This is a genomic window from Enterobacter cloacae complex sp. OE43NF, assembly GCF_023544405.1.
GTDB lineage: Bacteria > Pseudomonadota > Gammaproteobacteria > Enterobacterales > Enterobacteriaceae > Enterobacter > Enterobacter cloacae.
This window is the reverse complement of sequence record NZ_JAMJFW010000071.1, coordinates 1-13132: the sequence shown is the minus strand read 5'-3', so window position 1 is coordinate 13132 and position 13132 is coordinate 1. Positions and strand designations below refer to the sequence as shown.

Here is a 13132-nt window from a genome sequence, read left to right as displayed (position 1 = left end):
AATTTCGGTTAGCGAAATGCTTGTTTAAAAAGGCGCTACCTGGCATGGGGATGCGCCTTTTTTATTGCTCCACATTTGCCACCGTCAACGCTTTGTAAACCTTCGCTTTCCCCACTTTTCAACCGCCGCTTTTCGTGTATATTTCCACCACCTTACTGGCTCTCTTCTTCCGGAATGTCATAATGATTCGTAAATACTGGTGGCTGGTTGTCTTTGCTGTCTCAGTTTTTCTCTTTGATGCGCTGCTGATGCAGTGGATTGAACTGATGAGCACCGAAACCGATAAGTGTCGCAATATGGATTCCGTGAACCCGCTTAAACTCGTCAATTGTTCAGAGCTGGACTGAGCCGCCAACGTCGTCAAAAACCCCGAAATCACTTAATAAAAACGGGGATTTAAATCCCTTTGAGTCATTACCTTACGATGATAATGTCTCGCCCTTCACCACCGCCCTTGCGTAACCTCACACTCGAGTTGAACCGATCATGCTGGTTAGCCAATACAACCATATCCTTGTCGTCCTCTCCTTTGTTGTCGCTATCCTTGCTGCCTATACCGCGCTGAATATGGCCGCGCGTGTGGCGGGAAGTCAGGGCGTGGCAGCGCGCATCTGGCTGGCCGGTGGCGGTGTTGCAATGGGTATTGGCGTATGGGCGATGCATTTTATCGGCATGCTGGCGATGGATCTCTCCATGAGCATGAGCTACAACGCCACCCTGACGGGGTTATCGATGGTTATCGCCGTGGGTTCATCCTTGTTTGCGCTGTGGCTTGTCAGCAGCGAGCAGCTGCGTTTGCGCCGTCTGCTGCCCGGTGCACTAGTCATGGGAACCGGTATCGTGGCCATGCATTACACCGGCATGGCGGCCCTGGAGGTTACGCCCGGTATTATCTGGGATAAAACATGGGTGGCGATATCAGTCGCTATTGCGCTTGCTGCGTCGCTCGCGGCACTGTGGCTGACGTTCCGCCTGCGTCATGAGGCCGCTCAGGTCGCGCTGATGCGCATGGGTGCCGCAATCACGATGGGAATTGCGATTGCCGGAATGCATTATGCGGGGATGAAAGCCGCACAGTTTCCAGTGTCGACCATGGCTCACCATGAGGGGATTAACGGCAGCTGGCTGGCCGTGCTGGTGAGCGTTGTCGCACTCGCCATCCTTGGTATCACCCTGCTGGTGTCGATGCTGGATGCGCGCCTGCAGGCACGCACCTCTCTCCTCGCCTCGTCTCTGGCGGAAGCAAACCGGGAGCTGGCCCAGCTGGCGCTACAGGATACGCTGACGCGCCTGCCCAATCGTATCCTGCTGGAAGATCGACTCGATCAGGCCATCAACAAAGCAGACCGTGAAGGCACGCATTTCGCATTGATGTTTATGGATCTCGACGGCTTTAAAACCGTCAATGACGCCTACGGGCATGATGTCGGCGATAAACTGCTGGTTGCCGTTACGCAACGCCTGCTGCTCCCCCTGAAAGGCCAGTACACCCTTGCACGTATTGGCGGTGATGAATTTGTTCTGCTGGCAGAAGTTGGGGGGCCGGACGATGCAGCCTCCCTTGCCAATGCCCTGGTGCGCACTATCGATAGTCCATTCAATGTGGATCCGTATGAGCTGGTGGTGACCCTCAGTATTGGCATTGCGCTTTATCCTCACGATGGCAAAACCGATCGCGAGCTGATGTTTAACGCCGATGCGGCGATGTACCACACCAAGCATATGGGCCGTAACGGTTATCACTTTTTCCAGCCCTCCATGAACACGCTGGCGCAAACCCATCTGCAGCTGATGAACGATCTGTGGCTGGCCATCGATCGTAATGAGCTACAGCTGCATTATCAGCCCAAATTCCATGCGCCGGCAGGCCCCGTACTCGGGTTTGAGGCACTCCTGCGCTGGCAACACCCGAAGCTGGGATTGCTGACGCCAGACCTGTTCCTGCCGCTGGCGGAAAAAACGGGACAGATCATTCCCATTGGCAACTGAGTTATCAACGAAGCCTGCCGCCAGTTGCGGGAATGGCACCTTAAAGGGCATCAAAACTGGTCAATGGCGGTGAACCTGTCGACACTTCAGTTTGAACAACCTTCGCTGGTGAGTACGGTGCTTGATTGTCTGACACGTCACCAGGTGCCGCCGGAAATGCTGATCCTTGAAGTGACGGAAACCACTGCGATGAGTAACCCGGATGAGAGCGTGCGGGTGCTGACAGAGCTGACGAATGCGGGTGTGAAAGCCTCTATTGATGACTTTGGTACCGGCTACTCGAGCCTGCTGTATCTTAAACGCTTACCCGCCTGTGAATTGAAAATCGACAGGGCGTTTGTAAAAGAGCTCAGTGGAGAAAGCGAAGATGCGACCATTGTCTCCGCGATTGTCGCCCTGGCGAAAACGCTGAATCTGAAAGTAGTGGCTGAAGGGGTGGAAACCGAAGCACAGCAAGCCTTTTTGACGGAACTGGGCTGTAATACCCTTCAGGGCTATTTGTTAGGGAAACCTGTCAGCGCGCAGACCATTGAAACGCTTTGCGAGCAGGGAGAGATCTTGCCCGACACCGAGTCGTAAGCCTCTTCATGTGGCGACACGCGCACCACCGGGAGTGTCGCCAGAATGTTATCGACCAGAGCAGGTGCCTGTTGATAGAGGTTGAAGCTGTCGTTATTCATTAACCAGTTTTTAATTATTCCGCTAAAAAATCCGTGGAACACTATCAACGTTAAATCCACATTCACCTGCGAAGAAATGATGTTTCGTGAAATACAGCGCTCCAGTGTCGCACGCAGAAAATCATTGTTGAAACCAATACGTTTCCTGATTTCATACTCGGAAACCATATCACTGGTAAATTCACACTTATGATACAAAATCTGTAACAGCGCACACTGGCGAGGCTCATGCGCAATATATTGCAACGCAGTGATAAATTGCTCACGAAGCATTAACAAGGGATCATCTTTTTCGGAAAGAGAAAGTCTGTCACGAATGAGATCGCGAAGCGGCAATTGCTGTTCCCAGATAGCATTAAATATCTCTGTTTTACTGGTGAAATGCCAGTAGACGGCCCCACGCGTCACCTTTGCCGCATCGGCGATATCTGTCAGCGTTGTGTTGGTTACGCCACGTGTCGCAAACTGCCCGATAGCCGCTTCAATCAGCTGTTGACGGGTTTGTTGAGCCTCTGCTTTCTTTTTACGCGCCATGGACGACTACTCGTTACTCACAAGAATTAAGCTGTTTAGTAGGGTTTTGTAATCGGAAGTATTCATGAAAGACAAGGTGAATTCTGCACAAAAAAAGTCAATTCGCTTTATTTATAACTGAGGTAAATACATATCAATAATTAAATTCACAAAACAGATGAATGCCCTCTATGAAACATCACTCTCCTGATTACTTTTGTTAAAGTATATTGCTGTAAACGCAAAGCCTTCTTCTGATTTTCTTTCCTGCCGCATTTATCCGCACTTATAAATTAAAAAACATTAAATACCCTCATTATTATACGCAGCTACATTTTTTGTTTTTGTCCCCTGCCCTGTCACCGATCCACGGAAATATCGGTTAATGGGTATTTAAAGGAACAGTAATGACGAATCATTTCAGACGCTTGCCCTTAACCGGTTTTATTGTCTGCGCCGCACTGCTTGCCGGATGCGATGGGCAGGAAAATCAGCAACATCAACCGCAGCCGCCTCAGGTGAGTGTACACATTGTCAAAAGTGCCCCCCTCACTGTGACAACAGAGCTGCCGGGCAGAACAGATGCGTTTCGCGTTGCGGAAGTGCGTCCTCAGGTTAGCGGCATTATCCTGCGTCGCAATTTCACCGAAGGCAGCGATGTCAAAGCTGGCCAGTCACTTTATCAGATCGATCCCGCCAGCTATCAGGCGGCGTATGACAGCGCAAAAGGAGAGCTGGCGAAAGCCCAGGCGGCAGCCAATATTGCGCACCTGACGGTGAAACGTTATCTCCCGCTGGTGGGCACACAGTATGTCAGTAAGCAGGAGTACGACCAGGCCGTAGCAACGGCTCAGCAGGCGGATGCCAGCGTCGTTGCTGCAAAAGCAGGAGTTGAAAGCGCACGCATCAACCTTGCCTATACCAAAGTCACCTCTCCCGTCGATGGTCGCATTGGTAAATCCAGCGTGACCGAGGGAGCTCTCGTCACCAACGGCCAGGCAAACGCCCTGGCAACGGTACAGCAACTGGATCCGATGTATGTCGATGTCACCCAGTCCAGCAATGATTTTATGCGTCTGAAGCAGACAAGCCTGCAAAAAGGGGAGACCACCAGCACCGTCGAGCTGTTGATGGAGAATGGTCAGCCCTATCCGCTAAAAGGCACGCTGCAGTTTTCTGATGTGACGGTTGATGAAAGCACTGGCTCCATCACTCTGCGGGCGATTTTCCCGAATCCGCAACACCTGCTGTTACCGGGAATGTTTGTACGCGCCCGCATTAATGAGGGTACGCAGCCGAATGCGATTCTGATCCCACAGCAAGGCGTCACCCGCACGCCGCGTGGGGATGCAACCGTCCTGATTGTTAACGACAAAAACCAGGTTGAGTCACGCACCGTCGTTGCCTCTCAGGCCATTGGCGATCGCTGGCTGGTCACAGAGGGGCTGAAAAACGGTGACCGCGTGATTGTCAGTGGGTTACAAAAAGCCAAACCTGGGGCTACCGTCGTCGCCACACCCGATACCTCTACGACTCCAGCCGGTTAAGGAACGACGTCATGGCTAATTTCTTTATCCAGAGGCCGGTTTTCGCCTGGGTACTCGCCATCATTTTGATGATTGCAGGTGGGCTGGCGATCCTCAAACTGCCTGTAGCGCAGTATCCGACTATCGCCCCACCCGCGGTTGCCATAACCGCAACCTACCCTGGCGCAGATGCGCAGACGGTGCAGGATACCGTGACGCAGGTTATCGAACAGAATATGAACGGCATCGATAACCTGATGTATATGTCATCCACCAGCGATTCTGCAGGTAATGTCACCATCACCCTGACCTTTGAGTCTGGTACAGACCCGGATATCGCCCAGGTTCAGGTTCAGAATAAACTTCAGCTCGCCATGCCGCTGCTGCCGCAGGAAGTGCAGCAACAAGGGATCGGCGTTGAGAAGTCCAGCAGCAGCTTCCTGCTGGTGGCTGGCTTTGTTTCAGACAATAAAAGCCTCTCGCAGGATGACATTTCCGACTACGTCGCCTCGAATGTGAAAGATGCCATTAGTCGAACCACTGGGGTGGGTGATGTTCAGCTGTTTGGTGCCCAGTATGCAATGCGCATCTGGCTCGACAGTAACGCGATGAATAAATACCAGCTGACGCCGCTGGACATTATTAATCAACTGAAAACCCAGAATGACCAGATAGCGGCAGGCCAGCTAGGCGGAACGCCGTCCGTGCCGGGCCAACAATTGAACGCCTCGATCATTGCGCAAACCCGCCTGAAATCACCGGAAGAGTTTGGCCGCGTGACGCTGAAGGTGAACCAGGACGGCTCGATGGTGCATCTGAAGGATGTCGCACGCATTGAACTGGGCGGTGAAAACTACAATATGGTGACCAAAATCAACGGGCAGGCCGCAACCGGCCTGGGGATTAAGCTGGCGACCGGTGCAAATGCGCTGGATACGGCGTCGGCCATCAAGAGCAAGCTGGCGCAACTGCAGCAATTCTTCCCACAGGGTCTGAAGGTGGTTTATCCGTACGACACCACGCCGTTTGTGAAGATCTCTATTCACGAAGTGGTGAAAACCCTGTTTGAAGCGATCATTCTCGTCTTCCTGGTGATGTATCTGTTCCTGCAAAACCTGCGCGCGACGCTTATCTCCACTATCGCGGTGCCGGTTGTTTTGCTGGGTACCTTCGCGGTGCTGGCGGCGTTCGGGTTCTCCATCAATACCCTGACGATGTTCGGGATGGTGCTGGCAATAGGCTTGCTGGTTGATGATGCCATCGTGGTCGTTGAGAACGTCGAACGCGTGATGGTAGAACACAAACTGCCGCCGAAAGAGGCGACGCAGAAGTCGATGGAACAGATTCAGGGCGCACTGGTGGGTATAGCCATGGTGCTGTCGGCGGTCTTTATCCCGATGGCATTTTTCGGTGGCTCGACCGGGGCCATCTATCGGCAGTTTTCGCTGACCATCGTTTCGGCAATGGCGCTCTCCGTGTTGGTCGCCCTGATCCTGACCCCCGCGCTGTGCGCAACCCTGCTTAAACCGGTATCCGGCGATCACCACGAAAAGAAAGGCGGTTTCTTTGGCTGGTTTAATGCGCTTTTTGACCGTAGCGTGGAGCACTACAGCAACAGCGTGAGCGGCATTTTACGCAAGACCGGACGCTACCTGGTGGTGTACATCATCATTGTGGGTGGTATGGCGGTGCTGTTCCTGCGCTTGCCCACCTCCTTCCTGCCCGAAGAGGACCAGGGGGTATTTATGACGATGGTTCAACTTCCGGCCGGTGCGACCCAGACGCGTACGCAGCAGGTCCTCGATCAGGTCCAGAACTATTATCTGAAAAACGAGAAGGCCAATGTTGAATCTGTCTTTACCGTTAATGGTTTTAGTTTTAGCGGCCAGGGCCAGAACGCCGGGATTGCCTTCATCAGCCTGAAGCCCTGGGAAGCACGACCGGGGGCGGAAAATAGCGTTGAGGCGATTGTTGGCCGCGCGACAAAAGCCTTCAGTCAGATAAAAGATGGGCTCGTATTTCCGTTTAACCTGCCTGCGATTATCGAACTGGGAACCGCAACGGGCTTCGACTTCGAACTGATTGATCAGGCAAACCTGGGGCATACCTCGCTGACGCAGGCGCGAAATGAGCTTCTCGGAATGGTGAAAGCGCACCCTGACATGCTGGTGCGCGTGCGGCCAAATGGTCTGGAAGATACCCCGCAGTTTAAACTGGATGTCGACCAGGAGAAGGCTCAGGCGCTGGGCATCAGTCTTTCTGATGTCAACCAGACCATCTCGACGGCCCTGGGTGGAACTTATGTAAATGACTTTATCGATCATGGCCGCGTGAAAAAGGTCTATGTCCAGGCCGATGCGCGCTTCCGTATGCTGCCTGGTGACATCAGCAACCTGTATGTACGCAGCGCAAATGGTGAGATGGTACCTTTCTCCGCCTTTAGCACCTCGCACTGGGTGTACGGTTCACCTCGCCTGGAGCGCTATAACGGGATGCCATCCATGGAGATCATCGGTGAGTCCGCCCCCGGTAAAAGTACCGGTGAGGCCATGGCGCTGATGGAAAGTCTTGCTGCAAAACTGCCTTCCGGCATCGGGTATGACTGGACAGGAATGTCTTATCAGGAGCGACTTTCCGGAAATCAGGCGCCTGCGTTGTACGCTATTTCACTGATTGTGGTGTTTCTGTGTCTGGCTGCTCTTTACGAAAGCTGGTCCATTCCCTTCTCAGTGATGCTGGTGGTCCCGCTGGGAGTCATTGGGGCGCTGTTTGCAGCAGCGTTACGTGGCTTGAACAATGACGTCTATTTCCAGGTGGGCTTACTGACAACAATTGGTTTGTCGGCTAAAAACGCCATTCTGATCGTTGAGTTTGCCAAAGATCTGATGGAAAAAGAGGGTAAAGGCATCATTGAAGCCACGCTGGAAGCATCGAGAATGCGCCTTCGACCGATCCTGATGACCTCGCTCGCCTTTATTCTTGGCGTCATGCCGCTGGTGATCAGCCATGGCGCCGGGAGCGGTGCGCAAAACGCGGTCGGGACAGGGGTCATGGGGGGCATGCTTTCCGCAACGCTTCTGGCTATCTTCTTCGTGCCCGTTTTCTTTGTGGTCGTCCGGCGACGCTTTACGCGCCATAAAGAGTAATGAATACCTGAAAGGCACCTCTGGTGCCTTTTTTATTTTAAGATAAACAGTGTATTAAGATCGCAGTGTTAAAAAGAGTCAGTTTGCATTAAGTAAGAACGCCACGTTGTTACTCCATAATTTCTCCATTAATTCGTTCTGACGAAACACTTTTCTCCACGATGTTTACAAACAACATAATTTGAGATTATTCCTCGTGTAACGTGGGCTTATCCCGGTGGTAAAATAACCTCCAGTTCGTTAATAGCCCTCCTGGCTTTATAGCGGACGCGAAATAATACTGAGGTAACATCATGAAAAGATTCATTTCCGTTGCACTACTCGCTGCGCTGCTGGCTGGATGCGCGCACGACTCTCCATGTGTACCGGTATACGACGATGAGGGCCGACTGGTTCATACCAATACCTGTATGAAAGGTACCACTCAGGATAACTGGGAAACAGCAGGTGCTATCGCTGGTGGTGCTGCCGCGGTGGCGGGGTTGACGCTGGGTATTGTTGCCCTGACCCGATAACATCTGTTCAGAAAGCGCGGCTCTGGCCGCGCTTTTGCTTTGAATGAGTGCAGTACCCGTATTTATTCACACCATTAATTTTAGCCAGAAGCCTGTCACCTCTTTTTCACTTCCCCTTTTTAATTTTGTATTCAGTTTTAATGATTTTCACCCATTCATATTATTGAACACCCGGCCAATATTCACTCCGGAAACTATCTCTTCTTTTTCTCTGACCCTCCTTAAAAGTTTTGCTCCGATTTGTGGCACAGGTTGTAATTTCGCACCGTTTCGGGGCGCTCCTTTTATTTAAGCCTGTCTACACTCAGCATTAAGCGTTCACTTATCGCTTATTTCATCGAGCGCGAAACCTGGCATTACGTTTGCTATATAAACGTCGGCCAACGCCACAGATGGGTAAAAGTGTTTAAAACACCTAAATAACGATAAATTTAGCCACACAGGATGCATTATGAAAAAGACGATGATAGCCAGCCTGGCCGCTGCGGGTATGTTGTTTGCTGTTGCGGGTCAGGCCCATGCGGGCACAACGCTGGATGCCGTGAAAAAGAAAGGTTTTGTTCAATGCGGTATCAGCGACGGTTTGCCTGGCTTCTCTTATGCCGATGCTAACGGCAAATTTACCGGTATCGATGTTGACGTTTGCCGGGGCGTCGCCGCTGCCGTTTTCGGTGATGACAGCAAAGTAAAATATACCCCGCTGACGGCCAAAGAACGTTTCACCGCGCTGCAGTCCGGCGAAGTGGACATGCTCTCCCGTAATACCACCTGGACCTCCTCCCGTGATGCAGGAATGGGGATGTCATTCACCGGTGTCACCTATTATGACGGCATCGGTTTCCTTACCCACAATAAAGCGGGTCTGAAAAGCGCCAAAGAGCTGGACGGTGCGACCGTGTGTATTCAGGCCGGTACCGATACCGAGCTTAACGTCGCCGATTATTTCAAAGCGAATAATATGAAGTACACCCCGGTGACATTCGATCGCTCTGATGAATCAGCCAAAGCGCTGGAATCTGGCCGTTGCGATACGCTGGCGTCTGACCAGTCACAGCTCTACGCGCTGCGTATTAAGCTGAGTAACCCGGCAGAGTGGATCGTCCTGCCTGAAGTCATCTCCAAAGAACCCCTTGGACCCGTCGTTCGCCGTGGCGACGAAGACTGGTTCTCTATCGTTCGCTGGACCCTGTTCGCCATGTTAAATGCAGAAGAGATGGGCATCAGCTCGAAAAACGTCGATGAGAAAGCCGCCAAACCCTCTACCCCGGATATGGCACACCTGCTGGGCACAGAAGGCGATTTTGGCAAGGATCTGAAGCTGGATAACAAGTGGGCGTACCACATCATTAAACAGGTGGGCAACTACGCTGAGATCTTTGAGCGCAACGTGGGATCGGAAAGCCCGCTGAAGATCAAACGCGGCCAGAACAATCTCTGGAATAACGGCGGTATTCAGTACGCACCGCCAGTACGTTAAGTCTTTGCTGTAACGGGCACTGTGAACGCAGTGCCCACTCCAGAGTCATGGTTACCGAGGTTTCTTTATGTTCCATCGCCGCTCCCCCGTAAAAGGATCGTTATCCTTTTCTCATCCCGCGGTCCGCGCCTGGCTATTCCAGATTATTGCCATTCTTGCGGTTGTTCTTATCGCCATTTATTTAATTCATAACACGGTTACCAACCTGAATAATCGCGGTATTACCTCCGGCTTTGCTTTTCTGGATCGCAGTGCGGGTTTTGGCATTGTTCAGCATCTTATTGACTATCAGGAAGGCGATACCTACGGCCGCGTGTTCCTCGTCGGTTTACTCAATACACTGCTGGTCTCCGCGCTGTGTATTGTTTTCGCCTCCATACTGGGCTTTTTTATTGGCCTCGCTCGCCTGTCAGATAACTGGCTGCTGCGAAAGCTGTCCACCATTTACATTGAGACGTTCCGTAATATCCCGCCGCTGCTGCAGATTTTTTTCTGGTATTTCGCCGTACTGCGTAACCTTCCGGGCCCACGTCAGGCTGTCGATGCCTTCGATCTGTTTTTCCTGAGCAACCGTGGGCTCTATATTCCTTCTCCTGAACTCGCAGAAGGGATATATGCTTTTATCGCCGCGATTATCATCGCGCTCGCCCTCTCTGCCGGGCTATTTCGCTATAACCGCAAACATCAGATCAAAACCGGGCAGCTTCGCAAGACATGGCCAATTGCGGCGCTTTTGATTATCGGTCTGCCGCTACTGACACACTGGCTTTTTGGTGCCGCGTTACACTGGGATGTCCCACATCTGCGGGGCTTTAACTTCCAGGGCGGGATGGTGTTAATTCCTGAACTGGCGGCCCTGACCCTGGCCCTTTCCATTTATACGTCTGCGTTTATCGCCGAAATCATTCGGGCGGGGATCCAGGCAGTCCCGCATGGACAGCACGAGGCAGCACGCTCTCTGGGGTTACCTCATACGGTAACGCTTCGACAGGTCATTATTCCACAGGCGTTACGTGTCATCATTCCGCCCCTGACCAGCCAGTACCTCAATATTGTCAAAAACTCGTCGCTGGCCGCCGCAATTGGCTACCCGGATATGGTGTCACTGTTCGCCGGCACCGTGCTTAACCAGACAGGACAGGCCATTGAAACTATTGCCATCACTATGTCCGTCTATCTGATTATCAGCCTGGCGATCTCGTTGCTGATGAACCTGTATAACCGCCGTATCGCACTGGTCGAGCGCTAAGGAACTATGATGACAAAAGCGATACTGTCGCACTCTTCGCGTCCTGCCAACCCGACAGGTGGACGTTTTATTCTCTGGGCGCGTAAGAATCTGTTCTCCAGCTGGGGTAACTGTCTGCTGACAATAATTTGTCTGTGGCTGATGTGGGAGTTGATCCCGCCACTCATTAACTGGGCTTTCTTGCAGGCTAACTGGGTCGGTTCAACCCGGGCAGATTGTACAAAAGCTGGCGCTTGCTGGGTGTTTATCCACGAGCGTTTTGGTCAGTTCATGTATGGATTGTATCCGCACGAACAACGCTGGCGAATTAATCTGGCGCTGGTTATTGGGCTGCTCTCCATCGCCGTGATGTTCTGGAAAAGGCTGCCGCAACGCGGACGGTACATCGCCTGCTGGGCGGTGGTGTATCCGATTGTTGTGTGGGTGCTGTTGTACGGTGGTTTCCTGGGGCTGGAACGCGTGGAAACCCGACAGTGGGGCGGCCTAACGCTGACGCTGATTATTGCTTCTGTTGGGATCGCTGGCGCACTGCCGTGGGGCATTTTACTGGCGCTTGGCCGTCGCTCAAAAATGCCCGTTGTCCGTGTGCTCTCGGTTATTTTCATTGAGTTCTGGCGCGGTGTACCGCTTATTACCGTCCTTTTTATGTCTTCGGTCATGCTGCCATTATTTATGGCAGAAGGCACGACGATAGACAAACTGATCCGTGCCCTGGTAGGAGTCATTCTGTTCCAGTCAGCCTACGTTGCGGAGGTGGTGCGTGGCGGTCTGCAGGCATTGCCTAAAGGGCAGTATGAGGCTGCGGAATCACTGGCGCTCGGTTACTGGAAAACACAGGGGCTGGTGATACTTCCGCAGGCACTCAAGCTGGTTATCCCCGGGCTGGTGAACACGATCATCGCCCTCTTCAAAGATACCAGCCTCGTGATCATTATCGGATTGTTCGATCTCTTTAGCAGCGTGCAACAGGCAACGGTTGACCCTGTCTGGCTTGGCATGTCCACCGAAGGATATGTCTTTGCTGCTCTGATCTACTGGATCTTTTGTTTTAGCATGTCGCGCTATAGCCAGCATCTGGAAAAGCGCTTTAACACCGGGCGTACACCGCACTGAGGAAATTATGAGCCAAATAACTATGACACCCGCCGACGCGATGATTACGCTGGAAAACGTAAATAAATGGTACGGACAATTTCACGTCCTGAAAGATATCAATCTTAAGGTCAAGCAGGGCGAACGCATTGTCCTTTGCGGCCCTTCCGGGTCCGGGAAATCGACAACCATTCGCTGCATCAATCACCTTGAGGAGCATCAGCAGGGGCGTATTGTTGTAGATGGTATCGAACTGAATGAAGACATTCGCAACATCGAACGCGTGCGTCAGGAAGTCGGGATGGTGTTTCAGCACTTTAACCTGTTCCCCCATCTGACGGTGCTGCAGAACTGTACGCTTGCGCCGATTTGGGTGCGCAAAATGCCAAAAAAGGAAGCTGAAGCGTTAGCGATGCACTATCTGGAACGTGTACGTATTGCTGAACACGCCAATAAATTTCCAGGCCAGATATCGGGTGGCCAGCAGCAGCGTGTGGCTATCGCCCGTTCACTGTGCATGAAGCCCAAAATTATGCTGTTTGATGAGCCAACTTCAGCGCTGGATCCTGAAATGGTGAAAGAAGTTCTGGATACCATGATTGGGCTGGCGCAATCTGGAATAACTATGCTGTGCGTGACTCACGAAATGGGATTCGCCAGAACCGTGGCTGACCGGGTGATCTTTATGGATCGCGGAGAGATTGTTGAACAGGCGCCACCGGATGAGTTCTTTGCGCATCCGAAGTCAGAACGCACGCAAGCATTCCTGTCACAGGTGATTCACTAGTCGTTTGTTATGCCGGGTGGCGGCTTCGCCGTACCCGGCCTACGCTATGTGCAGTGTAGAAATGCAAAAAGGCCATCCTTTCGGATGGCCTTTTCACTTGTTTGATGTCTGGCAGTTCCCTACTCTCACATGGGGAGACCCCACACTACCATCGGCGC

9 protein-coding genes and 1 pseudogene are annotated in these 13132 nt (G+C 52.3%); 9 read left to right on the top strand and 1 reads right to left on the bottom strand.

From position 1 onward, the window contains the following. Positions 1 to 182 precede the first annotated feature (182 nt). Entirely contained in the window at positions 183 to 347 is a 165-nt protein-coding gene (locus M8370_RS21580) for a DUF2556 family protein (RefSeq protein WP_013098997.1), read from the top strand. A 139-nt stretch (positions 348 to 486) separates the two neighbouring features. Continuing rightward, positions 487 to 2568: pseudogene (locus M8370_RS21575) on the top strand (putative bifunctional diguanylate cyclase/phosphodiesterase). Here the strand turns inward: M8370_RS21575 and envR are convergent. Continuing rightward, positions 2484 to 3203 (bottom strand): acrEF/envCD operon transcriptional regulator, encoded by a 720-nt coding sequence (gene envR, locus M8370_RS21570; RefSeq protein ID WP_074144863.1) that lies wholly within the window; start codon positions 3201 to 3203, stop codon positions 2484 to 2486. The pseudogene M8370_RS21575 and the gene envR sit on opposite strands and share 85 nt — an antisense overlap. A gap of 386 nt (positions 3204 to 3589) precedes the next feature. Between envR and M8370_RS21565 the strand changes: the two genes are divergently transcribed. The 7 genes from M8370_RS21565 to M8370_RS21535 all read left to right on the top strand — a co-directional run bounded on the left by M8370_RS21565 (position 3590) and on the right by M8370_RS21535 (position 12974). Further along, the gene (locus M8370_RS21565) at positions 3590 to 4729 is read left to right on the top strand and encodes an efflux RND transporter periplasmic adaptor subunit (RefSeq protein WP_013098999.1); all 1140 of its coding nucleotides are present in this window, start codon (positions 3590 to 3592) and stop codon (positions 4727 to 4729) included. 11 nt (positions 4730 to 4740) lie between these two features. Next, on the top strand, positions 4741 to 7854 hold the full coding sequence (locus M8370_RS21560) for an efflux RND transporter permease subunit (RefSeq protein ID WP_250021703.1): 3114 nt from the start codon (positions 4741 to 4743) through the stop codon (positions 7852 to 7854). A gap of 293 nt (positions 7855 to 8147) precedes the next feature. Next, a complete protein-coding gene (locus M8370_RS21555; protein ID WP_250021702.1) occupies positions 8148 to 8369 on the top strand; it encodes a lipoprotein in 222 nt (73 codons plus the stop codon). Between the two features lie 451 nt (positions 8370 to 8820). Next, entirely contained in the window at positions 8821 to 9846 is a 1026-nt protein-coding gene (locus M8370_RS21550) for an amino acid ABC transporter substrate-binding protein (protein WP_013099002.1), read from the top strand. A 67-nt stretch (positions 9847 to 9913) separates the two neighbouring features. Continuing rightward, positions 9914 to 11095, top strand: a complete 1182-nt coding sequence (locus M8370_RS21545) for an amino acid ABC transporter permease (protein ID WP_013099003.1) — start codon at positions 9914 to 9916, stop codon at positions 11093 to 11095. Between the two features lie 9 nt (positions 11096 to 11104). Beyond that, entirely contained in the window at positions 11105 to 12208 is a 1104-nt protein-coding gene (locus M8370_RS21540; RefSeq protein ID WP_058651437.1) for an amino acid ABC transporter permease, read from the top strand. A 7-nt stretch (positions 12209 to 12215) separates the two neighbouring features. After that, positions 12216 to 12974 carry an amino acid ABC transporter ATP-binding protein gene (locus M8370_RS21535; RefSeq protein WP_250021701.1) on the top strand — a complete coding sequence of 253 codons (759 nt, stop codon included), beginning with the start codon at positions 12216 to 12218 and terminating at the stop codon, positions 12972 to 12974. The last annotated feature ends 158 nt before the right edge of the window (positions 12975 to 13132 follow it).

Coding starts and splice junctions, on each gene's coding strand:
- envR (WP_074144863.1), bottom strand. CDS start 3,203: ATGGCGCGTAAAAAGAAAGCAGAGGCTCAACAAACCCGTCAACAGCTG.
- M8370_RS21565 (WP_013098999.1), top strand. CDS start 3,590: ATGACGAATCATTTCAGACGCTTGCCCTTAACCGGTTTTATTGTCTGC.
- M8370_RS21535 (WP_250021701.1), top strand. CDS start 12,216: ATGAGCCAAATAACTATGACACCCGCCGACGCGATGATTACGCTGGAA.
- M8370_RS21560 (WP_250021703.1), top strand. CDS start 4,741: ATGGCTAATTTCTTTATCCAGAGGCCGGTTTTCGCCTGGGTACTCGCC.
- M8370_RS21550 (WP_013099002.1), top strand. CDS start 8,821: ATGAAAAAGACGATGATAGCCAGCCTGGCCGCTGCGGGTATGTTGTTT.
- M8370_RS21540 (WP_058651437.1), top strand. CDS start 11,105: ATGACAAAAGCGATACTGTCGCACTCTTCGCGTCCTGCCAACCCGACA.
- M8370_RS21555 (WP_250021702.1), top strand. CDS start 8,148: ATGAAAAGATTCATTTCCGTTGCACTACTCGCTGCGCTGCTGGCTGGA.
- M8370_RS21580 (WP_013098997.1), top strand. CDS start 183: ATGATTCGTAAATACTGGTGGCTGGTTGTCTTTGCTGTCTCAGTTTTT.
- M8370_RS21545 (WP_013099003.1), top strand. CDS start 9,914: ATGTTCCATCGCCGCTCCCCCGTAAAAGGATCGTTATCCTTTTCTCAT.